We start from the raw sequence: 21,547 nt of genomic DNA, 5'->3' as shown, positions 1-21,547 counted from the left end.
GCCAACCTATCCGCCAGCAGTGGGCGGAGCCTCCTCGGAAAGGATCGCCGGGGAGGCTCCGCCCACGACTACCGAGTGTGCGGCTTCGGACCGTACTCGCGCACTTGGTGGCAAAGTATCCGAGTTCCTCGTCAGTGGCGACGCGCCAGACGACGAAGCGCGTTGCCCGCCACGCCAGAGCCCTTCGCCACCGTCGCCCCCGACCGCGCCCTCGCCGCCGACTCCCACAACCCGCCTCGCCCGGCGCCACCGGCACGAAGCTCCGCCAGCAGTTGGCCATCGGCGGAATCTGCACGTCGTGCCGACTGACAGTGAGGATGTAGGTGGCGTCACCCGGTCGGGCCTGGCTCACCGACTGACCGACGTTGCTGTCTTGCTGTGCGATTCGTCGATTGGTTCCGGATGACCCCGTTCCTGCACGTCACTGGCAGGGGCGTTCGTGACCTGAGCTTGTGCAAGAAGCCCCTTCACTGTCTTGTCCGCCCGTCGCCGGCGAATGCGTGCCGACCCTGTCGGTGCAAGCGGAAGGGACGACGGTATCCAGGATGACAGCCGAGAAGCGCCAGGTCACGGGTGGGGTAGACACCCACGAAAAGACTCATCACGCCGCTGTGGTCGACCACGGGTCGGGTGCTCGGTGACCAGGAGTTCCCAGCCACCGCCGCCGGATATCAGGCTCTTCACGATCGAGGGTGTAATTGCGGCCTGAAGCCTCCGGTCTCGAGCAGCGATCTGGCGATGTAGTTCGTGAGGTTGCGGAACCCGAGTGCGGAACCGCGCAGGTGCTCGAGCCGGCCGTTGATCGCCTCGGTGGGGCCGTTGCTGGTGCCGGGACGGTCGAAGTAGGCCAGCACGTCGGCTGCGCGTTTCTTCAACGTGCGGCCGAGCGTGGTGACCTCGACCAGTGCGTTCGGGACACCGGTGCTGATCGTGTCGATTAGCTTGACCATCAACTCGCGGCCACGGCGCCGGTCCTCGTGTCGGTAGGCGGCGATCATTCGCTGGTAGATGCCCCAGGTCGCCTCGACTTCGACATGCGCGTCGTCGGCGAACAGCGCGGTGAGCCGAGCGGCCTGCTTGTCGGTGAGCAGCCCGGCACCTGTGTGCAGGGTCCTGCGCGCGGAGTAGAGAGGGTCGTTCTTCATGCCGCGGTGGCCGTGGATCGCCAACTGGACCCGGCGGCGGCACCGATCCAGCGCATCGCCGGCCAGGCGCACGACGTGGAAGGGATCCATCACCGCAACCGCGTCGGGGAGCTCTTCGGCGGTGGCGGTCTTGAAGCCGGTGAAGCCGTCCATCGCGACCACGTCCACGGCGTCGCGCCAGGCCTCGTCGCGGTCGGCGAGCCAGGACTTGAACGCCTGCTTGGAGCGGCCCTCAACCATGTCGAGCAGCCGGGCGGGACCTGTGCCATCACGGACGGCGGTGAGATCGACGATCACGGTGACGAACTTGTCGCCGCGGCGGGTGTGGCGCCACACGTGCTCGTCTACCCCGATCGCGGCCACGCCGTCGAAGCGGTTCTCGTCGTTGATCAGCACCCGCTTGCCTTCGGCCAGGACAGCGTCGTTGGCAGTGTTCCACGCGACCCCGAGTCCCCTCGGCGACCCGGGCCACGGTCAGGTGCTGGCACACGATCGCCTCGAGTGCCCACCGCAGCCCGCGACGCGACAGCTTCGCTCGCGGCTCAGCCGCGAGGCTGGTGTCCTGGCGCCACACGTGACCGCAAGCGGTACACCGGTAGCGGCGCACGGTCACCACGAGCGTCGTCGGCCGCCAGCCCAGCGGCTCGTGGGCCAGCTCCCGGGTCACGGTGTCGCGCGGTACGCCTTCGCAACCACAGCGACGGCACCACGGGTCCGGCTCGACGACCCGGCATGCCAGCACCGCACGGTCGGGCCTGAGTCGTTGGCCGGTGACGGCCAGGCCGAGCTCGTCGAGCCGGCAGAACTTGGTCAGGTCAGGGGAGGCAAAGGTAGCGTCAGACAAGTCGAGGTGTGCCAATCTGGAAGACCACGACTTCCGTCCCGGGGCAGCGATGCACAAACGCAGCCGGACGCCCGATCTCGTGTCACCGTCGCAGCGGTGTTCTTCGCGTACCCACTCAGATCGGTCAACGGCGCACCCGATAGCGCAGGTGAAGCACCCGGTTGCCCTGAACAACTACGTTTGGGCCTTCCAGCAGGTGCTGCGCGTCGACGGAGCCGAAGTAACGCTTACCGGACCCGAGCACGACGGGTGCGACGTCCATGCGTACCTCGTCGACCCAACCTGCGGCGAGCGCCTGGCTGCCGACGTCGCCAGCAGCGAACTCGACAGTGCGGTCACCCGCAAGCTCCCGCGCCTTGGCCACGGCCGCCTCGATGCCGTCGACAAAGTGGAACGGCGCCTGGAGGTCCCAGCCCTCGGGCGCACCACGGTGACTCACCACGACCACATGGTCGATCCCACTCGGAGGCGTCCCATCCCAGCCGTCGGTGATGTCGAAGGCGTGACGGCCGGCAATGGTCACCCCGACCTCGTCCCAGTACGGCCGGACGTAGTCGAACGAAGCCTGCGACACCTTCAGAACGCCACTGTCGTCCAACGGCACGTCACCGCTGACCAGCCACTCGAAGATCGGACCGGGATCGTCGTTCTCAGCCGCGATGTAACCATCCACCGAAACCGACGCGTTCATGACCACTTTCCCCATGGATTCCTCCTCTGTTTGGAGTCCCAAGTCTTGTGCGGCGTGAGCTGTCGCTCTTGTACGAAATCAATCGGCTGGGAGCGGCCAGCCGTCCAGGACGTGGTCGGGATGATCGCGCAGGAATCGCCGCCGGACTTCGGCGTACCGGGTCGGCGTGAGCCCGGTGAACTCCCGGAACTCGCGCACGAAGTGGGCCTGGTCGAAGTAGCCCGCGCCAGCGGCAACGTCTCCCCAGTCGATCGGTGCAGCGACGTCGAGCGCCAACACGGTGGAGCTGAAGCGGTAGCTGCGAGCCAGCCGTTTTGGCGTGACACCGACTACGGCCTTGAACCGCTTCGCCAAGTACGTGCTGCTGGCGCGGGCCGCCACACCGATGTCGCTGATCGGCACTGTCCCGCCTGTCGCCGCGACGGCGCTGCTCATTTGGCGGACCAGGTCAAGACCGTCGATCACCCGCAGCCGTCGCACCAGTTCCTCCTCGAGCAACATCAGCATTTCGTGCGGTGCGTTCGCCAAGGTCAGTCGGTGTCGCAATTCAGCGATAGCGGGCTGGCCCCAGATCCGCTCCACCGTCGCAGGTCGGTCGCACAACTCGGCCGCGGGCATCGGAAGGAACGGTGCCAGGCCCCACGGCCTGAAGTGGACGCCCACGGACCGGGTCGGGGTTGGGTAACTGAACTCCCACGCACGCGTGGGCGTGGTGACCGCGCAGCCGTCGGCGTACTCCACGGCGTCTACGTCGGTGCCTGCGCGGATGAGAAACGGCGCCCCGAGGTTGACGATGAGCAATGGCGCGGGCGCCGCCGGCAGCATCAACCGGGAGTACGGCGGGGCGCCCTCCAGGTAGTAGAGGTCGTCGATCAGCCCGTCCAGCGGCGGACCGGGCACCCTGGATACATACTCCACGCCGACATCATTGCCGACGGCCCATCCGGCATCACGCGCCGCCGCCAGCATCGAGCCGGCGCCGATCCCTGACGGGCGCCCCGGCGCATTTCGGTCCCCAACTACACCCCACGTTGTGAAGGGCCGGATATCAGCAGTTGCTGTCCTGGCTGCGTCCTTCGGCCGGGTCGTGAAGGTTGGGGTGGAGGGCACCGGTGCCTGCGGCGCTGGCCTGGCGAGGTGCTTGAGCGTGTCGCGCATCACCGTGGTGGAGATCGACCGTCCGGACCGCAAGACTCGCCGGAGCAAAGGCAAGTCCGATCGATGCCCTCGCCGCCGCCCGCGGCCCTGTCCGGGCAGGCCGTTGGTGTCCCGAAGATCCGTACCGGACCGGTCGAGGCGATCCGTGCCCTGCGGGTGGCCCGTCGAGGAGCGGTTAAGGCCCGGATCGCCGCCCTCAACCAGCTGCACGGTCGCAGCGCCAGCGTCATCACGCTCTCGCCGTACTCGGCCAGTCGCTTTGTCGCGGCCACCGGGTCGACGCCTCCTTGCGCCGCGCTGACCATTGCGTCGATCCACGCGTGCGCCTCTTCCGGTGTCGCCACCGATGTTGACTTGGACAGGCGGCGCTTGGTCGTCGCGTCGACCCACCGAACCCGCGCCCGGCAGGGATGTTCCCGGCCGGCCCGAACCTCCATATCGGAGGCAAGCGGTACGCCGATCGGTGGCTGACGGTGTGTCGGGCGACGGTCGGCCCGCAGCGTTGACTACAGGGCCGCGCAATGGGGCGCGCGGTGGCTGTCTGCTCTGCGCAGCCGTCGAGAGGGCCGCCCCGATTCATGGGGGGCCATCGAAAAAGAGGTAACCACCTATCTTGAAGCCCCTGAATGAACGAGGTGACTCCCTAGGAAACATCGATGGGAGGCCTTGAAAAGTATCAATGGGGGGCTGGGTGGGTGCCCCCGTGAAAACTTTCGATGGGGGGCATCGAGGATCCCCCTGTTCAGTCACCCCTTGAAAGTATCGATGTTTGTGTCCGCCGCGCTCGTCGTCCTCCACTTCGAACACGACCGCACCGCACCACCTGGTCACGCAGCGCTACAACCGTTGCTCAGAAAGGCTCATTGACAAGCTGGGAAGCGCCTGAAAGTGTCTCGCGTACAACGAAATTCATCCGACGTTTTTTGGTCTGACCATTCAGGGAGATCACGGTGCTGCGGAAGAAACCTCTTGCAATGACACTTGGCATGTCATTGCTCCTGTCCATGGGTGTAGCGGCTGACGCGTCCGCGACCAGCGTCGGCGAGGAGCGCTTCCAGCCGAGCGCCACCTACGATCTGTCGGTGACCGACGCCGAGCGCGACGCGATCCACGCGGAAGTCGAGGCGTTGGCTGGGCGCGTCAACATCGCGCGGGCGGGGGACGGCACCTACGACCCGCTCAGTCTGATCGGGGCGATGCTGGACGGGTCGAGCTACGACTCCATCTCCCGAGGCGGCACGGCCGCGACGGCGTACCCCTTCCCGGTCAGCAACACCGAAGCCAACCAGAACGAGTACGACCGCAAGGTCGCCAAGCTCGCCTGGGTGGTCAAGCTGGCCACCGACCTGGGTTTCCCGGTGGTCGTCCAACGCCAGCCCGACAAGTACGTCTACGCAGAGATCGGTGACCCGGACGCCCCGGAGATGGTCATGGCGTTGAGCCACCTCGACTCGCCGACGGCTTCCGTTTCGCCAGCCCAGCTGGCGCGCTGGCGGGACGCCGATGGCAACCTCGGCACTCCTGGTGCGTACCACTCGCCCTATGTCCAGGACGGCTGGGTCTACGGGGCGGGCCTGCAGGACGACAGCGGCCCGACCCTGGCGACGCTGCTCGCGGCCAAGGCGCTGCTCGAGGCGGGGTTGCCCCTCGACCGACGCATCCGCATCGTCATGGGAATCTACGAAGACGGCGGTCCCGGCACGCCCTCGACGACGAACACCGCCACCTTCCAGTCCATCCCGTACAACTCGAACCCGAGCTTCTACGACAACTGGGCCTACAAGAACCTCAACCGGGAGGAGATCCCGATCGCGGGCTACACCTCCGACTCGCGGTTCCCGGTCATCGTCGGCAACTCCGGATCGGTGACCCCGTCGGTGTCGATGAGCTTGTCCGCAGACAGCACCAAGGCCTTCCGGTTGACGGATGCCACAGCCGGCGTCACCCGGCGCGAAGGCGACCCGACGCTCAAGGACATCGCCTACGGCAGCACCACGCAGATCGCCTCGCGGGCCATTTTCACCCTCGACGTGGCGGGGGCCGGCTCTGCCGAGCGCGACCGATTCGTGTCGGCGATCACCGCTGCCGCGACCACGAAGGGTTGGCTCCCGGCTGCTCCCCGCACCACGCCCAAGGTGCAGACCACGATCACCGGCGACTCGCTCACGCTGGAGATCAACACCGATGTGGCGATGGAGATGCCGACCCCGCAGTACGGCAAGAATGCCATCGTGTGGGGAATGTTCCTCCTCTCCAAGGGACTCGGCGCATTGGGGACCACGGCCGCCGACATGCAATTGAAGAAGGCCGCCGACGGCATCGCCGACCTGTTCTTCCGCGACGGTGTCGAAGGCGAAGCCTATATCGGCAAGTACATGGGCATCCCGGCGAGCCTGTTGCGCAACCCGAGCAACGGCACGCCGAACCTGACCTTTGCCCTCATGGGAGGCATCAATTCAGAGACCCCGACGAGCTTTTACACGGACGCCTCCGGCAGTCTCAGCATGCCGATGTATGTGCGCAGCATGCACGTCACCGCGGCTGATTCCGGCCAGGCAACGGCGGCGGTCACGGCCGCCTTCCAGGCGAAGGGGTTCACCATCGGCAACCTCGGCTCGCCCGTCGGCGCCGGGTTGTACGTTACTCACGACAACCCGCTGACGGCTCTTCAGTTCGGGAGCTACGAAGCCTCGATCGACCGCAATCCGGAGGAGTTCGCGGATCCATATTCCCTCAGGGACGTGGTCTATCCGCAGGGCACGACCGGTGGCACCCTGGCCAGCAGTTTCCGCAATAAGATGACCGCCTTCGGCGCCGTCATCCCGGGTAACGAGCGCTGGTGGCACACGGCCAACGAGCGGATGAAGGTCGACTCGGCAGTGCAGATGACCAAGATCATGGCCGATGGCATGCTGGAGATGGCCCGGTACTCCGGGCCCGCCGGTGCCAAGTTCATGTCGGCAAGCATCCCTGGGCTGAACGCCGACCGGGCGGACCTCGACCTGCTCGACGTCACGATCGGAACCTACAAGGACGCGTCGGCCGCTGTCGGCACGAGCCAGTTGGGCAACCAGGCCCTGCTCGGCGCCACCTCGTTCAACATCCCGATGTGGAACGGGCGCGGCAACTCGGCCCCGACGGCGTCGGCTTTCGCACTGGGGCACGCCCCGGGAGGGGTCTACTTGCCCCTGACCGACACCGAGTACCTGAACAACACGTACGTGGCGCCGATGCGTCTGGAGTTCAAGGTGGAGCGCCCCGACCACATGTCGGACGCGGCTTGGGCGAAGTTCGTCGCCGGCGGCTACGGCGACTTCCAGTTCAACATTCTCGTCGGCGACGCGGTTGTGCCGCTGGCCGTTCCTGCGGGGCAGAGTGCGGACAAGTACTTCTCCTCGCGCATCTCGGCCAACAACCCCGACGCCATCTACCTGTCGGTCAACCTCGCGATCACCGATGCCCCGTACACCGGGGTGCAGGGCGTCCTCGCGGATTCCAAGACGGACCTGTACACGGTCAATCCGACGTACTTGGCCTCAAACCCTGATCCGTTCCCCGGTCGCGGGGCCACCGAACAACGGGGCTTCTTCACCTTCGGTGATGGGCAGAAGAACGCGGAGTTCTCCTCACCCGACGCGGTCTACGTGACAGTCGCCAACGCCGTCACCGATGCGAAGCCGTCGGCGGTCGTGAAGAAGTTGAAGGGCAACAAGAACGAGTTGACCATCACGGTGAAGCAGACCCACATCGACGGCAGCGAGTCTCCTCTGACGACCACGTTCACCATCGACAACAACGCTGCTGGCACTTACACCGTCGGCGATTACAAGGTATACGTCGAAACCAAGGGCAACACCCAGGTGCGGTCGATCTCCATCGTGTGACGCGTGTGAACCGGAAGTTCAGCGCGCGGACGAGAGGGCATGCGCGGTGCAGGGCCCCGGCAAAGTCGTGAGGGTGCCCGGCTTGATGTGGTTGGTGTAGACGCGCCCGTGCTGGTGGTAGCAGGGCGGGCATGACCGGTTCAGATGATCATCGAGGTTCCTACGCCTTATTGATCGTCCGAAGTGAGTCATGCCCGCGCTGCCATCATCGCTGATCTCGTCCTTCTCCGACGCACCGGCTGTCACCGTGCCCGAAGCCGCTGCCGGGCTGCCCGCGGCGTTGGCGGGTCTGCCGGATCCCCGCGCCCGCCGCGGGGTACGGCACCGGCTGACGGTCGTCGTCGCTGCTGACTTGTGTGCCGTGGTGGCCGGCTACCGCTCGTACGCCGCGATCGCCGAGTGGATCGCTGACGTGCCGGCCGCGACCGCTCTCGCGTTGGGCATCACCCCGGACCGGCGCCCGTCCGAGGCGATGATCCGCCGGTTGTTGCAGGCTCTGGACCCGGATCTGCTCACCGCCGCCATCAGCAGCTGGCTCTTGGAGCCCATGTCGACGCTGCCGTCTGCGTGATCGACCGCCATGAGGGCGGAAGCGAGGCACCGGCTGCCGAGGGCATCACACTGCGAACGCTACTAACTCGCGCCGACCTTGGGGCACACATGGGGCACAAGGCACCGTGAAACGTCGTCAAGCAGTGAGCATCCATGGCAGCCTGAGGTGCCGCGTGAGCAGGTGTCCGGAGCCGTTTCCGCTGGTGGCGGGACGAGGGCTCTAAGTTCCGCTTCAACGTATGAGGCCCAGGCCGCATTCGGCCCACAGCGTTCGAGCTCATCAGCAGAGATTTCTTCGACCGCGAAGTCCAACTCCGCCGTAGCGGCAGTGTCCCGGTCAGAGTGCGGCCGGTGTGGGTGCACCCACTCGGTGGGCGGGTTGGAACAGTTCGATGAGGTTGCCGGCGGGGTCGGTGAGCAGGATTTGGCGGCCACCGGGACCAGTAACCACGTCGCTGCGGAACGACAGTCCCGTGCTGTGCAGTCGGTCGATCTCGGCATCCAGGTCGTCGATGATCAGATGGATGCGGTTGCGTCCGGCGTTGGTCGCGTCGTCGGGGGTGGCGCGGGCGCCCGAGCTGGTTGGCCCGGACAGCAGCAGCCGCAACGGGCCGCGCACCACGTCTGCGAAGGCGGGCGCGGCGCTGGTGTTCAGGGTGAAGCCGAGATGGGTGGTGTAGAAGTCCACGGCCGTCTGTACGTCATCAACGAGGTAGCGGACACTGGCGTACTGGTCGGGTGTTGTCACTGCTGAATCTCCTTCAAGGGCGGGCGGCGGTGAGTACGGGCAGCAGGTGTCTGATGCGGGTGTCGATGTCGGCCGCGGTCTGCTGGAAGGCGGGGTAGCTGGCTTGGTCGGTGTCGCCGGCCGTGGCGGGGTCGGAGATGCTCCAGTGCACCCGCCGAGGATGGTCCGGAAAGTCAGGGCAGGCCTCGCGGGCCTTGTCGCACAAGCTGATCACGTAGTCGAACCGGCGGCCGATCACCGTGTCTAAGTGTCGGGGGCGCTGGCCGATGATGTCGATGCCGAACGCTTCGCGCAGCAGCCGTACGGCGTTGGGATGAAGGCGGGGCTTGGGCCGGCTGCCGGCGCTGGCCACCTCGACCTGGCCGCCGGCGCGATGGCGTAGCAGGGCCTCGGCGATCGGTGAGCGCGCGCCGTTGCCAGTGCACACGAACAGCACGCCGACGCGGGGCGAGCGCCGCAGGTCGACCAGTGGTATGCGCGGCGCATGCTCCCGGTGCAGCGCCGGGTGCAGCGCGGAGCCGGATTCGGCCAGCGCATCTGCGCAGCGGTCCAGATCCAGGTGGTAGTAGCTGTCGCGGCCGTCGAAGCTGCTGCGTGTGGCGGTGACCAGCCCGCCGTCACGCAGCAGGCGCAAATGGTAGGAGACCAGGTTCTGCGGCTCACCCATCAGCGTCACCAACTCCCGGACCCGGTAGTCGCTGTCGGCGAGTTCGGTCAGCAGCCGCCACCGCAGCGGATGGGCCGCCAAGCGCACAAACGCCGGGGCGGCTTGATTCGACGACGCCATGACAGCAAGATACATCAAACAGGCTTGATGGAGTAACCACGTGTTGAGGACATGGGTGGTGGCCGAGCCCTAGCCCATGGCGATAGCAGCCAGGCTGGCGGTGTCAAGGTGAGTGCCTAACTGAGTGACTACGGGTGCGAACACGGCCGGACAACCACGGACGACGGCGGACCATTCGCGCAGGTTGGAGGCTCAGCAACGCCAGCTCAACGAAGGGGGAGTCGTTGCCTGGGGGTCAAGGGGTCGTCGGGTCGAATCCGGCCGTCCCGACGCAAGTCACGGGCATGATCCAGAGTATTGGACTTGACCTGGGGACCACGTCGATCTTGAGGGGTCGCTTCATGGTGCACCTTGACCCTGGGGCCACAACTTCGGCAGGCATGCTTGCCGCCTTGTATTGCGATGTCCCGCTCGCAGTGCCCTCGCATGGCCGGACTTGAGTAATTGGGCCGCGCTGATTCATGCCATGCGGCCTTCGCGAGCCCTGATAAGCGCCTGGGTCATCAGCGCTGCGGCAAGAAAGACGGCGGCGAGGATGGCCCAGCCCGCCGCGCCGTGTTCGATGGCGGCGGTGACGACGAGCGGCGCGAGCATGGCGCCGAGTGCTGCGCCGGTCTGGCTGACGCCCTGGTAGGCGCCGGCGTTGGCAGGGTCGGCCAGTTCGAAGGCGAGTGTCCAGCTGCCGGCCTCGGAGAGGATCTCCGCGAGACTGTGCGCGATGGCTGCGAGGACCAGGACGGCCACGGCGATCGCGAGTGAGCCGCAAGCGGCGATGGAGTACAGGGCGCAGGCGAGCGCCAGGAGTGCGCCGGCCTGCGCGATTGCGCGGCCGGAGGAATGCAGGTCGGTTGTTCGGTGTGCCGCCCAGAGCTGCAGGACCGACACGATGGCGGTGTTCGCGGCCAGCAGCACCGCCACGGTCACCGCTGGCGTCTGGGTATGGCCAACGACCCACAGTGGCATCCCGACCGTCAATAATCCGAACTGCATGGATAGGAGCGCGTAGAGGGCAGTGATCGCCAGATAGGTGCGGTCTCGCAGCGGTGAGCGTCGCATTGGCCGACCGGATTGGGTCCGCCGTCTAGGGTCGGTGTCTACGTGGGTCGCCTGGGGCTGCCACCGCGCCCGGACGAGCGTGTAGGCCGCGACGAGCGTCAACGCTCCGGTGGCCAGCATGGCCACCTGGTACGCGGGTCTCGTGTCGATGGCGAGGGCAATCGCCGCCAGCGCGGTCCCCAGGGCGATGAAGACATTCATCACGACCCGCAGCCGGGCCCTCACAGCTAGCCGGTCTGCCGCGGTGAAGGACTCCGCAATCATCGTCGTGAGTGCGGTGCGCTGCATGGCCTGTCCGCAGACCGCGACGCTCGCGACGACGACGAACGCAGCCGGCGTCCGGGCCAACAGGTAAGCAAGCAGCGCTACACCCTGTCCGGCGGTGGCCAGAACCATCACCTGCCGCGCGCCGATCGCCCGGGCAAGGTAGCCGGCGCCCAGTGCCGCTCCGACCCCGAGGCATCCGGCGATGGTCAGCCCGAGCCCGACGGTCGTGGCGGGGAAGCCGGCCACGCGCGTGAAGTACAGCACGCTGACGCTGAAGAACACGCCCTTTGACAGTGAGGACGCGATCGTCGACCAGGTCAGCGCCCGAGCGGTTGGGTCGACCGGGTTCAGGTATGGGGCAAGCCACTCAGTGATGGACGGCCGCCGGACCGTTGCGGGAAGCATGATTGCAGTTGTCGCACTGTCCGGTCCCTTGCCGCCAACGATGTAGCGTTGTGCTTCATGGTCCGCTATGAGTTGGTCGATAACGACTTGGCTGATGTCCGGTTCGCGGTGTCGCCACTCAACGAAGTGGTGCTGTCGCTGCGGGCGTGGCGAGACCCGGGTCGGTATCCCTTGCATTTGCGTTGGGTGCGCTCCGTCAACGAGTCGCGAAGCGCGCTGGACCACGAGACACTGCTGGCCCTGACTGATTCGAGACTTTGGACGCCTGACTTCCTCAATCCCCGGCCGTCCTCCCCGCTGACCCACTTCGATGATGAACTGGCGAGGCTGGCCACCATCGACCCGGCCGTGGTCGTCCGCGACCTGCGGGCCGTGCACAGTGCGGGGTCGCTGCCCCGCGCGTTGCGTGGTCCCGTCCCTCGGGTGCTGTCCAGGATCATCGATGCCCTGGCCGGCTACTGGCGGCACTGCTTTGCGCCGCACTGGCCGCGCATGCGGGCGCTACTTGAGGGCGATGTGACGTTCCGCGCGCGGCAGATCTCCCAACACGGACTTGCGGCAATGTTCAACGGGCTCTCGCCTGCAGTCCGGCTCGTCGACGCGACCGTCGAGGTGCGGCTGCGATCCCGTCTGCAATACACGCGGGCGACCAACGGCGGCCTGACCCTCGTGCCGAGCCTCTGGACGCTCAACGCATCGACGCCGGCCTCCGAAGCCGAACCGCCGATGATCATCTATGCGGGGCGTGGGGTGGCGACGCTGTGGGAGCCGCAGCCGTTGGCCGCGCCGGGCGCGTTGGCGGCTCTGCTGGGCGTTGTCCGGGCCGGTCTGCTCGTCGCGTTGGAGACGCCGGCGTCATCCACCGAACTCGCGTCCCGCCTCGGCGTCACGCCAACTGCGGTCAACCAGCACCTGCGCGCGCTGCGCGACGGTGGTCTGCTTGTCGGGGTACGCGACGGCCGGTCCGTGCTCTACCGCCGTTCCCCGCTCGGTGACCGCGTGGTAGCGCCCGACCCTGCCTCCTGGCCGGGGTGAACTGTTTGGCGGGCCGACGATCGCGGTGCCGACAGCGGACGGGCGGCGAGTAACCCCTCGAACAGGGTGGCGATGCCTGCCGTCAGCTCCTGCGAGGTCGTACCCAACGACACCTGGGGTAGGCACCTCGCGGTCATCAAGGGCTTGCGACCAGGGTTAGCGGCGCCGCCGTGGTGGTCGAGGCGGTAACAGCGGCGCGATCTCGGCCCACAGCTCGTCAGAGGCGATCCACGGCGGCTGCTCACCCCTCCTTACGTTCAGACAGGACGATCCTCACGTCCCGAGGACACGCCCAACATCTGGAGATGTTGTCCCAGGGTGTCGCGATTGCTGCGTGAGTATCAGCTGTCCGAGTTCCTGGGTGCATCGGGTGAGCGCGACGTAGAGGCCGTTCCAGCCGCGCGGCTCAGCGGCGATGCCCTGGGGGTCGATGAGTAGCGTCGCGTCCCATTCCAATCCCTTGGACTGGGTTGCGGTGAGCACTGGCACATCACTCAGCACGGCTAGGAGTTCGGCGATGCGGTCCGCGGGGGCGATGACGCCGACCGTGCCACCATGCCACCGTTGCTGCAGCCGTCGCGCAGCTTGGGCGGCGGCGTCGGCAAGCTCGGCGGACGTGATCGTGAGCTCCCAGGGGGCGATGCCGGAGGAGCGTACCGCCCGTGGCGGAGTGTTGTGGCTGCCAGCTTTCGTCAAGACCGGTTCGGTGAGGTCCATAACCTCACGTGGGGTCCGGTAGCAGATGGTCAGTTCCGCGGCGGTCCAGCGGTCTCCGAAAACAGCCTGCACCGCTTGTGCCCAGCTGGTGTGCCGGTGCGCTGCCTCCGCCTGGTCGATGTCGCCGACGGCGGTGATGGATCGACTGGGACAGCGCCGTAGGACCATGTGCCACTGCATCTCGGACAGCTCTTGCGCCTCGTCGATGACGACGTGGCCATACACCCAGCCGCGCTGCCGGCGAGCGCGGTCGGCGACGAACTCGCCCTGTGGTTGCGGGGCGTCGACCTCGCCGAGCAGGTCGGCGAGGGCGTCGAGCAGGGCAATGTCGCTCGATGCCCATGGGGCGGGCTCGGCCGAGACAGCGGTGATCTCCTCCGGGGACAGTTGCGGGGCGAACCGGGCCAGCAGGGTGCGGTCGGTCAGGAGATCACCCAGCAGGGTTTCGGCGTCGAGGGTGGGCCACCATGCCTCGATAAACCGGGCGATGGTGGCGTTCTCGGCGATACGAAGACGGAGTTGATCGATCTCCTCCTCGGAGAACAATCCGTCGATGTCACTGCCGGTGGACGTCCTGCCGGAGTGGTGGTCATGCCGCATGCCCCTGTCGACGCGGGCGAGGATGTCCTCGAAGCCCTCCTCCATCTCGTCCATCAGCGCCTCGCGCTGCTCGACGACGACTTCGGCAAGGAGGTGGTGCAACTGCTCGGCGAACGCTGCGCGGGCGCGGTGGTACGGGCGTCCCTGCACCGCCGAGGCGAGCGCCTGCGCCACCGTTGCGGCTGTGATGACGTAGAACTCGCCCTCCCAGCGCAGCTTCAGCTCGCGTGGCCGGGGGAGCAGCGACGTGACGTAGTTTTCGAGCGCGGGCTGCCAGAGGGCGCGGCCCTTGATTTCGGCGAGAAGCCGGCTCTCGTCGCGGCCCACGCGGACCTCGGTCAGTAGAGTGTCGCAGGTCGCCGAGACGACGGCGGTCTCACCGAGCGCGGGTAGCACCTGGCCGATGTACTGGAGGAACCGCGGTGAGGGGCCGAGGACCAGGACCGCTTGGTCGGCCATCTTTCGGTGGGCGAACAGCAGGTAGGCGACGCGGTGCAGAGCAACCACGGTCTTACCGGTGCCGGGACCGCCCTGAACGATGAGCGGGCCGGTCGCCTCAGCCCGGATGATGTCGTCCTGTTCGCGTTGCAGCGTGGAGATCGCCGTCGACATGCGGCCGGTGCGCCGCTGGTCGAGGGCGGCAAGAAGAGCGCCTTCACCGACGAGTTCCGCCGTTATGGTCCCGTCCAGTGGCTCGTCGTCCACGCCGGCGACGGTCGATCCCGTCGTGCGTATGTGACGGCGCCGTGCCTGACCTTGTGGGTCGACAGCCGTCGCGGTGTAGAACGGCCGAGCTGCGGGAGCGCGCCAATCGACCAGCAGTGGCTCACTGTCCTCGCCATCGTTGCGGAGACCGACACGGCCTACGTGTCGCACGGTGCCATCAAGGCCGTCGAGGCGGCCGAAGACCAACCCTTCCCGTGCTCGCCGTAGCTCTTCGTACTGCTGGCGGAGCATGCGCTGCCGGGCCCGTTCCAACGCGTCCAGGGCCTCTGACGAAAGCTCGACCTGCAGGTGGTCGGCCAGCCTGTCGCGCCGGGCCGTGGCCAAGTCGAGAAACGCCTGTTCCTCGGCGACCGCGGATCGGCGCGCGACGCCCTCTGCGGTAGAGGTCGGCGGTTCGCCGTCCGGTGTTATTTCGCTGACGCCAGCAGTGCCGTTGTTCAGAGCAGACTTCCGGCGCATTCGCAAATCCTTGTATTGGTGTTCCCCTCGGCCCGGACGAGCCGCAGTGCATTCCGGCGGCAAGCATAGGGCTGGTTTCCCTTGTCGGCCAGGAACTCCGCCGGCAGAGATGGGGATCTCAATGCCTTGCAGTTCCGGGTCGCTTGTGGCCTCACCCAATCTTGATTCGCTTATTGACAGTTCGGTCCTTATCTGATCTGCGGGTGGCCCTTCGACCAACCACACGCCCACGATGCGGATCCACGACGACAGCACCATTGGGAGGGGCCGAGACGTTGTTCCAGCCAATGAAGGTGCTCTTCCGCCTTAGGGTCGGATGGGGTGTAGGGCTCGGTGAGTTCGTCTGGACTGGCTGGCATGGGGTGTGCTTGACGATCCGCGGTAACGAGCCCGGTAAACCGAGGGGATCGCAACGGGCGGATGAGGCGGTAAGACACGGCATGGAACGGGTCGTCGGTTCGAATCCGGCCGTCGCGACGCAGGTGAGGGGCCATCTCGAAAGATCGAGACGGCTCCTTTGTCGTACCTGGGTGACTAATTGAGTGACTATGAGCGCTATTCAGAAGGGCTTATCGCCAGGTGCGGTAGATCCCGAGTCCGGTGACGCCCCGTAGTCTCTAAGGAAGTCGGTGAGGTGTCCGCGCCAGCCGGTGTGGAGGGTGTTCCGGTTGGTCACGTTGCGATGACGCACACTCGCCTGCGACGGCTGCTGTTGACGGCGGTTATGCCGTGCCTGCCAGGGTGTTAGGGTCGCGAGATGCCCTCACCCCTTACCAAGCCGTTCCTCGCCGGACGCACTGCGCTGATCGTTGTGGACCTGATGCCGCGTATCGTCGAGCAGGACTTGGGTCCCCACAAGGGCGCCGACGTGGTGGCCCGGGCAAGCCGTCTGGTGACAGCGTTCCGCCGGGCAGGCGGAACCGTGGTGCTGGTCCGGGTGGATCGGCCGGGCGTCGCCGAGCAGCCGCCCGGCAGCGGGTTCGTCCCGGAGATGCAGCCGCAGCCCGGCGACATCGCTGTGGTGAAGCAGACTATCGGCGCGTTCTATGGCACAGGCTTGGCCGACCAGCTGCGGGACTGCGGCGTGAACACAGTGGTCATGGTCGGCATTGCCACGACGATGGGCGTCGAGTCGACCGCGCGCGCTGCGTCCGATCACGGGTTTGAGGTCATCTTCACGGCCGATGCGATGAGCGGCATGACGGCGGCGGAGCATGACCACGCGCTGACGGTGGTCTTGCCGCGGTTCGGCGAAGTCGTCACCACTGACGAGGTGCTCGATCGGCTCAGTTGACGCCTGTCACCCGTACTGCACTGCCGGATTCTCACCTCGCTCGGCGATTCCCACCGGAAGCGGGTGGTGGGTCTACTGTGGTCAAGCACATGGGTGTCACTGCAGGTAACGGTAACCGCCCGGGAATAGATCACTTGGGTGGTGTGGACCGCAGAGATCATCGAAGGGCAGCCGCCGCGTTGCCCGGCCATGACCGGGCTACGCGGCGATCAGGTCGCCGAGTTGGCGAGCGTCGTGTTCGGCTTGCTGGACGGGGTGTCGCAGCCGGTTCGGGGCCGGCGGCGGGTGCTGGGCCTGTACCGGGCCGTCGTGCTGACGCTGTTTCTCATGCGCCGCAACGAGTCCCAGGCCGTGGCCGGCGAGTTGTTCGGCTGCTCGCAGTCCACCGTGTTCCGGATCGTGTGCCGGTTGCGGCCGCTGCTACGCGCGGCCACCGCCGAGGGCGCCGGCCAGGTACGGCTCCAGGCGAAACGATCGGCGGTGCTGGTTGACGGGTTCCTGGCCCCGACCGATAACCGCACCGGCGTGAGCGACCTGTTCTCCGGCAAGCGCCACACCTGCGGGTTGAACATCCAAGCCGTATCGGACCTTGCCGGCCGGCTGGTCGACACCGGCCTACCGGTGCCCGGTGCCCGCCACGACAGCAAAGCCTTGGCCGAGTCCGGCATCGCCGACCGGTGGGCCAGCCACCTCGAACCCGGCGGGCCCCGGCATGCTCGCCGACCTCGGCTACCTGGGCACCGGCGCGATCACCGGCATCCGCAAACCCCGCGGGGCCGACCTGACCGGCGTCCAACGCGCCTGCAACACCGCCATCAACAGCGCCCGCGCGGCGGGGCCATCGCCCACCTGGTCAACTGGAAAGTCCTCGACACCGGCTGGCGCGGACGCCTCACCGACTTCCCCGAAGTACTACACACCGTCACCGGACTCGAAATCTACCGAACCTGGGCTTTCCCGACGACTAGCCTGTCGCCACACCCGACACCGATGTGGCGCGGGGCCTGCTAGGCGCGGGCTTGGCGGCGGAGGCCGAGGGCACCGGCGGTTAGCAGGGCGATGGCCCCGATGACGACCGACCAGAACCACGTGGCGCCGAGAACCTCGGGCTGACCCCAGGCGCCCAGGGCTCTGAGCGACAGCATGGCGATGATCAGTGGGATGAGGAGCACCCCGGCCGCGATGGTCGCCCGGGCATCGACGGCAACCCATAGCAGGAAACCGGCCATCACGACGACGGTGGCCCCCGGTTGCAGGCCGATCGTCACGTCGTAGTCCGTGGGCAGCAGAAACACCGCGACCGGCACGGCGAGCAGCCAGGCCACTGGCCGCCGCGTGCCCGGCGCCGGCCAGAGGATCAACGGCACGATCAACAGCACGGCGAGTGGCAGCGGCCAGAGGGTCGAGTCAGTCATGGCGACTTCGCGGATGAACTCGATCGGCGGATAGTGGCGCTCACCGGTGACGCTGTCTACGCCGACCAAGGCGAGGCCCAAAACGACCAGCGCAGCAGCGAGCGCGCTAAGCGTTGCCAGCAGGCCCAGTACGTATCGCCCGCCGGCTACCGCGACGACCGCCAAGGCGGCGATGACGGTTACCAGTGGATAGATGAGCTCAGACGGGTAATCCACGCCGTCGGTGACGATGCGGGGAAGGACTCTGCCGGTCTCAGCCAGGCTGCCGGCCGTGGCATACACCAGCAGCAGGAGCACAGCCAGGCGCAGCGACCCACGCAAGCCCTGGCTTGTCGAACGTGCGTCGTGCGTCCTGGCACGGGTCTGCAATCCCCGTAGGACCAGCATCGCCCCCTCCCGCGCCGTTGGGCGCTGCTGATCAGGGCCGGCCGCCTCCATGAGCGTGCCGATCATCTCAGCGCCGCGCTCACGCCGGTAGCGCTTCGGGTACGCCCACAGCAGCAGCCGGTACCGCGCCTCAAGTACCTCCTGAGTCATGCCGGTCTCACCGTCCGAACGCGCAGCGCCGGTCGGTCGATCACCACGCGCGCAGCCTGGATCATCCGATCGGCCTCGGCGCGGAGCACGGCAACGCCCTCGTCCGTGAGGTTGTAGTAGCGCCGGGCACGCCCGTTGACCACCTCCTCGTCAGCTACGCGTAGAAGCCCTTCGGCGCTGAGCCGGTCGAGTGCCGCATAGAGGGTGCCAGCCGCCATGCGTACCCGACCGCGCGACAGTTCCTCGGCGCGTTTAATGATCGCGTATCCGTGGAGTGGGCCGTCCATCAGCGCGGCGAGCGCAAAATAGCTCTGTTCGCGGATAGTCATGACATCAGAATATTCAGTCAAGGTGAATACAGCAAGGTTGCGCGGCAGAGTGGGAGCGCCACGCTCGGTCCGCCTCCTCGGCCCGCGGCCCTCAACTGCCGCCACAGCGACATCGGCGGAAGTGACCCCAGTGGACCCAACCGCCCGCAAACGAGCAGGACTGGTACGGCAACTCCGCACGCCCAGTCGAGGCCAGAAGGGTTCGGCCATGACCAAAGACAGCACTTATGATCCATTGCACAACTGGCGTGGTCCGTGGGGCTGTACAGCAAGGCCGGTGCCGTCTGGTCCGAGTTACTCCTGCGCCATGGCGTCCCGGTGGAGCAGTACAACACCCGATCGGCCCTGGAGGACCCCCTGAGGGCGTGCGTCCTCGGATCTTCTTTCAGCAGGTCCCCGAGGGCAAGACCGCCAAGTGCCGCCTGCACCTGGACGTACGCGCCGCACCCGGCCTGCACGGCGACGAGCGGATGGCCGCCCTCGAAGCGGAGTGCGAGCGCCTCGTCGGTCTCGGCGCCACCCGCTTGCGCCGCGACGAGCCGGCGCCTCCTACCAGCGCGGGCTACATCGTGATGGTCGATCCGGAGGGAAGCGAGTTCTGCTTGGACTGAGCGACGGGGAACTTCACCCCGGTGAGGTCTTCGGAGACGGCCCACAGCCGCTGCTGGACGGCTACCTCGTACGACTGCGGGCTGGACGTGACCAGCCGGGGGTGGCCCATGACCTCGTTGCGTCCGCCGGGACCGTAGTACTGGCCGCCGAGCGCGGCGGGGTCGGTGGCGGCGCGCAGGGTCGGCAGCGCGCCCATCGCTGGCGTCTGGGTGATCAGCGGCGCGAGCCAGGTGAGCGGAAGCCGGAGGACCGCGGGGGTGTTGCGGGCGAGCTCGGTGCTGGACATGCCGGGGTGCGCGGCCATCGCGACGGTGGTGCCGTGCGTGGCGAGCCGGCGCTGCAGCTCGTAGGTGAACATCAGGTTGGCCAGCTTGGACTGGCCATAGGCGGCGGCCCGGCTGTACGACCGCTCCCACTGCAGGTCGTCGAAGTGGATCGCGGCCCGGATGCGGTGGCCGGTGCTGCTGACCGTCACCACGCGGGAGCCGGGCACCGGCAGCATCAGGTCCAGCAGCAGCCCGGTGAGCGCGAAGTGGCCGAGGTGGTTGGTGGCGAACTGCATCTCGAAGCCGTCCCGGGTGGTCTGCTTCGGGGTGTACATCACGCCGGCGTTGTTGATCAGCAGGTCGATCCGGTCGAGCCGGGACCGCAGCGCCGCCGCCGCGGTCCGGACGGAGTCGAGCGAGGTCAGGTCCAGCGCCTGCACGGTCACGTCGCCGGTCATGCGGGCCGCGGCCTGCTCGCCCTTCTCGACGTTGCGCACGGCGAGGACGACGGACGCCCCGCGCTCGGCGAGCGCCTTGGCGGTCTCGTACCCCAGTCCGGTGTTGGCCCCGGTCACCACGGCCACCCGTCCGCGCTGGTCCGGAATGTTCGCCGTCGTCCACTTCTCGCTCATGTCAGGCTCCCAACGTAACTAACGTACCAGAGGTATCTTGTGCCGACGACGTTAAAGTACTTTCGGTACGTTGTCAACGTACCGCAGGTACCTAAGTTAGGCTGGTGATCGTGACTTTCCAGCGGGCGCGAACCGAAGAGCAGCGGGAGATCCGCCGACGGGCCATCCTCGACATGGCGTCGGCGATGCTCGACGAGATGCCCGTGGCCGCGGTCACCCTGAACGAGCTCAGCCGCCGGGTAGGCCTGGCGAAGCCGAACGTGCTGCGCTACTTCGAGTCTCGCGAGGCGGTGCTGCTAGAACTGCTGGACCACTTCCTGCAGGAGTGGCTGACGGAACTGGCAGGCGAGTTGGCTGCCGGCATCGACGAAAATCTACCCATGGCCGAGCGGGCGGCAGCGGTGGCCGAGATCCTCAGCCGTTCGCTCTCCGGCCGAGTGGTGCTGTGCGACCTCTTCGGCGCACAGGGCAGCGTCCTGGAACACAACGTCTCCGTCGAGGTCGTAGCACGCTACAAGCGCGCCTCCCTGGACCGCCTGACAACCATGACCGCCCTGATCCAGAAGTACCTGCCGGAGCTGGGCGAGAACGCAACACTGTTCAGCCTGCAAACCATGGTCATGGCCGGCGCGCTGTCGGCGTACAGCACACCCCCACCCAGCCTGCAGGCGGCCTACCAGGCCGAGCCCGACCTGGCCCGCTTCCACCTGGAGCTGAAGGACTACTTGAAGCTGGCCCTGACCGCAACCCTCCTGGGCGTGCTGCCCCGCCGCTGACCTGCGTTGCACTGGACAGGCCAAAACCTCTGCATTTCTCGCGCATCGATGCGGAGTGACCGGGTTCGGCTGGTTGTCGGCGCCGACATGGACCCCGCTCTGGTGTAGCGCCAGTGCTGCGGGCAGCTGTCCCGGGCGTCGAGCTCGATCGGCGTGATGCGGCCGTCGGCAGGACCGCCCAGGAGCCATGCCTCGGTGTCTGGCATCAATGATCACCCACCATTTTGACGACTGCCAGCAGACCGGCTATCGCGGTGATGAGGCTCGCCGACGCGCTGGCGTCCGCCGCGCGCTGGCGGCGACGTCGGGCTGCACGTACTCGAAACGATGACCACCCTGATCCAGTCGGCAGCCGAAGGCCAGCGGATCGAGCTGACGACGGTGGTGGAGCGGCCCGCACCAGTTCCGCTCACTCCGGTCGAGGACTGGAAGGCGTACGACGCATACGGACACTGAACGAGGGTCGGGTGGCGGTCGGCGCTGGCCCGGCGGTGCGGCCCCGCCACGCGTCTACGGCGAGCAGTGTGAGGGCGACCAGCGTGAGCAGCCCGCCGACGAGTGCCAGCGGGCGTGCGCCCGAGGTGGGCAGGAGGGCACCGCCGAGCAGTGATC

At 67.2% G+C, this 21,547-nt stretch carries 15 protein-coding genes and 4 pseudogenes; 7 read left to right on the top strand and 12 right to left on the bottom strand.

The window, feature by feature from the left end:
- Positions 1-680: 680 nt before the first annotated feature.
- From ABZV00_RS28475 to ABZV00_RS28460, 4 genes and pseudogenes are all read right to left on the bottom strand, one after another.
- Positions 681-1,989 (bottom strand): annotated as a pseudogene (locus ABZV00_RS28475) (ISL3 family transposase).
- Positions 1,990-2,113: 124 nt separating this feature from the next.
- Positions 2,114-2,695 (bottom strand): dihydrofolate reductase family protein, encoded by a 582-nt coding sequence (locus ABZV00_RS28470; protein WP_355611656.1) that lies wholly within the window; start codon positions 2,693-2,695, stop codon positions 2,114-2,116.
- 63 nt (positions 2,696-2,758) lie between these two features.
- On the bottom strand, positions 2,759-3,649 hold the full coding sequence (locus ABZV00_RS28465) for a helix-turn-helix domain-containing protein (protein WP_355611562.1): 891 nt from the start codon (positions 3,647-3,649) through the stop codon (positions 2,759-2,761).
- Between the two features lie 401 nt (positions 3,650-4,050).
- Positions 4,051-4,275, bottom strand: a pseudogene (locus ABZV00_RS28460) (site-specific integrase); the annotation flags it as partial.
- Positions 4,276-4,788: 513 nt separating this feature from the next.
- Between ABZV00_RS28460 and ABZV00_RS28455 the strand changes: the two are divergent.
- Complete coding sequence (locus ABZV00_RS28455) at positions 4,789-7,722, top strand: M20/M25/M40 family metallo-hydrolase (protein WP_355611559.1); 2,934 nt, start codon at positions 4,789-4,791, stop codon at positions 7,720-7,722.
- 190 nt (positions 7,723-7,912) lie between these two features.
- A complete protein-coding gene (locus tag ABZV00_RS28450; protein WP_355611556.1) occupies positions 7,913-8,293 on the top strand; it encodes a transposase family protein in 381 nt (126 codons plus the stop codon).
- A 318-nt stretch (positions 8,294-8,611) separates the two neighbouring features.
- Here ABZV00_RS28450 and ABZV00_RS28445 read toward each other — a convergent pair whose 3' ends face one another.
- From ABZV00_RS28445 to ABZV00_RS28435, 3 genes are all read right to left on the bottom strand, one after another.
- Positions 8,612-9,022, bottom strand: coding sequence for a VOC family protein (locus ABZV00_RS28445; RefSeq protein ID WP_355611554.1), 411 nt, complete (start codon positions 9,020-9,022; stop codon positions 8,612-8,614).
- Between the two features lie 13 nt (positions 9,023-9,035).
- A complete protein-coding gene (locus ABZV00_RS28440; protein WP_355611551.1) occupies positions 9,036-9,809 on the bottom strand; it encodes an ArsR family transcriptional regulator in 774 nt (257 codons plus the stop codon).
- 459 nt (positions 9,810-10,268) lie between these two features.
- Positions 10,269-11,537 (bottom strand): MFS transporter, encoded by a 1,269-nt coding sequence (locus tag ABZV00_RS28435; protein ID WP_355611548.1) that lies wholly within the window; start codon positions 11,535-11,537, stop codon positions 10,269-10,271.
- Between the two features lie 57 nt (positions 11,538-11,594).
- On the opposite strand from ABZV00_RS28435, the gene ABZV00_RS28430 reads away from it, so the two are divergent.
- Positions 11,595-12,572, top strand: coding sequence for a helix-turn-helix domain-containing protein (locus ABZV00_RS28430; RefSeq protein ID WP_328414351.1), 978 nt, complete (start codon positions 11,595-11,597; stop codon positions 12,570-12,572).
- 273 nt (positions 12,573-12,845) lie between these two features.
- On the opposite strand, the gene ABZV00_RS28425 is transcribed toward ABZV00_RS28430, so the two are convergent.
- The gene (locus ABZV00_RS28425) at positions 12,846-15,074 is read right to left on the bottom strand and encodes a UvrD-helicase domain-containing protein (protein ID WP_355611544.1); all 2,229 of its coding nucleotides are present in this window, start codon (positions 15,072-15,074) and stop codon (positions 12,846-12,848) included.
- A gap of 757 nt (positions 15,075-15,831) precedes the next feature.
- Here ABZV00_RS28425 and ABZV00_RS28420 point away from each other — a divergent pair.
- On the top strand, positions 15,832-16,368 hold the full coding sequence (locus ABZV00_RS28420; RefSeq protein ID WP_355611541.1) for an isochorismatase family protein: 537 nt from the start codon (positions 15,832-15,834) through the stop codon (positions 16,366-16,368).
- A 138-nt stretch (positions 16,369-16,506) separates the two neighbouring features.
- Positions 16,507-17,379 carry a transposase family protein gene (locus ABZV00_RS28415; protein WP_355611538.1) on the top strand — a complete coding sequence of 291 codons (873 nt, stop codon included), beginning with the start codon at positions 16,507-16,509 and terminating at the stop codon, positions 17,377-17,379.
- On the opposite strand, the gene ABZV00_RS28410 is transcribed toward ABZV00_RS28415, so the two are convergent.
- Complete coding sequence (locus ABZV00_RS28410; RefSeq protein ID WP_355611535.1) at positions 17,376-18,320, bottom strand: hypothetical protein; 945 nt, start codon at positions 18,318-18,320, stop codon at positions 17,376-17,378. The genes ABZV00_RS28415 and ABZV00_RS28410 overlap by 4 nt on opposite strands.
- Positions 18,317-18,649: a PadR family transcriptional regulator gene (locus ABZV00_RS28405; RefSeq protein WP_328414369.1), complete on the bottom strand. Its 333-nt coding sequence runs from the start codon at positions 18,647-18,649 to the stop codon at positions 18,317-18,319. Before ABZV00_RS28405 ends, ABZV00_RS28410 begins: the two co-directional genes overlap by 4 nt.
- A gap of 362 nt (positions 18,650-19,011) precedes the next feature.
- On the opposite strand from ABZV00_RS28405, the pseudogene ABZV00_RS28400 reads away from it, so the two are divergent.
- A pseudogene (locus tag ABZV00_RS28400) lies at positions 19,012-19,260 on the top strand (VOC family protein); the annotation flags it as partial.
- On the opposite strand, the gene ABZV00_RS28395 reads toward ABZV00_RS28400, so the two are convergent.
- Positions 19,212-20,159 (bottom strand): SDR family NAD(P)-dependent oxidoreductase, encoded by a 948-nt coding sequence (locus ABZV00_RS28395; RefSeq protein ID WP_355611532.1) that lies wholly within the window; start codon positions 20,157-20,159, stop codon positions 19,212-19,214. The pseudogene ABZV00_RS28400 and the gene ABZV00_RS28395 sit on opposite strands and share 49 nt — an antisense overlap.
- A gap of 110 nt (positions 20,160-20,269) precedes the next feature.
- Between ABZV00_RS28395 and ABZV00_RS28390 the strand changes: the two genes are divergently transcribed.
- Entirely contained in the window at positions 20,270-20,935 is a 666-nt protein-coding gene (locus tag ABZV00_RS28390; RefSeq protein ID WP_136725630.1) for a TetR/AcrR family transcriptional regulator, read from the top strand.
- A gap of 409 nt (positions 20,936-21,344) precedes the next feature.
- Here the strand turns inward: ABZV00_RS28390 and ABZV00_RS28385 are convergent.
- A pseudogene (locus tag ABZV00_RS28385) lies at positions 21,345-21,547 on the bottom strand (MFS transporter); the annotation flags it as partial.

Source organism: Micromonospora sp. NPDC005173 (assembly GCF_040608515.1).
Lineage (GTDB): Bacteria > Actinomycetota > Actinomycetes > Mycobacteriales > Micromonosporaceae > Micromonospora.
This window is presented reverse-complemented; position numbering and strand designations above follow the sequence as displayed.

Coding starts and splice junctions, on each gene's coding strand:
- ABZV00_RS28425 (WP_355611544.1), bottom strand. CDS start 15,074: ATGCGCCGGAAGTCTGCTCTGAACAACGGCACTGCTGGCGTCAGCGAA.
- ABZV00_RS28450 (WP_355611556.1), top strand. CDS start 7,913: ATGCCCGCGCTGCCATCATCGCTGATCTCGTCCTTCTCCGACGCACCG.
- ABZV00_RS28395 (WP_355611532.1), bottom strand. CDS start 20,159: ATGAGCGAGAAGTGGACGACGGCGAACATTCCGGACCAGCGCGGACGG.
- ABZV00_RS28430 (WP_328414351.1), top strand. CDS start 11,595: ATGGTCCGCTATGAGTTGGTCGATAACGACTTGGCTGATGTCCGGTTC.
- ABZV00_RS28470 (WP_355611656.1), bottom strand. CDS start 2,695: ATGGGGAAAGTGGTCATGAACGCGTCGGTTTCGGTGGATGGTTACATC.
- ABZV00_RS28465 (WP_355611562.1), bottom strand. CDS start 3,649: ATGCTGGCGGCGGCGCGTGATGCCGGATGGGCCGTCGGCAATGATGTC.
- ABZV00_RS28435 (WP_355611548.1), bottom strand. CDS start 11,537: ATGCTTCCCGCAACGGTCCGGCGGCCGTCCATCACTGAGTGGCTTGCC.
- ABZV00_RS28440 (WP_355611551.1), bottom strand. CDS start 9,809: ATGGCGTCGTCGAATCAAGCCGCCCCGGCGTTTGTGCGCTTGGCGGCC.
- ABZV00_RS28405 (WP_328414369.1), bottom strand. CDS start 18,649: ATGACTATCCGCGAACAGAGCTATTTTGCGCTCGCCGCGCTGATGGAC.
- ABZV00_RS28420 (WP_355611541.1), top strand. CDS start 15,832: ATGCCCTCACCCCTTACCAAGCCGTTCCTCGCCGGACGCACTGCGCTG.
- ABZV00_RS28410 (WP_355611535.1), bottom strand. CDS start 18,320: ATGACTCAGGAGGTACTTGAGGCGCGGTACCGGCTGCTGCTGTGGGCG.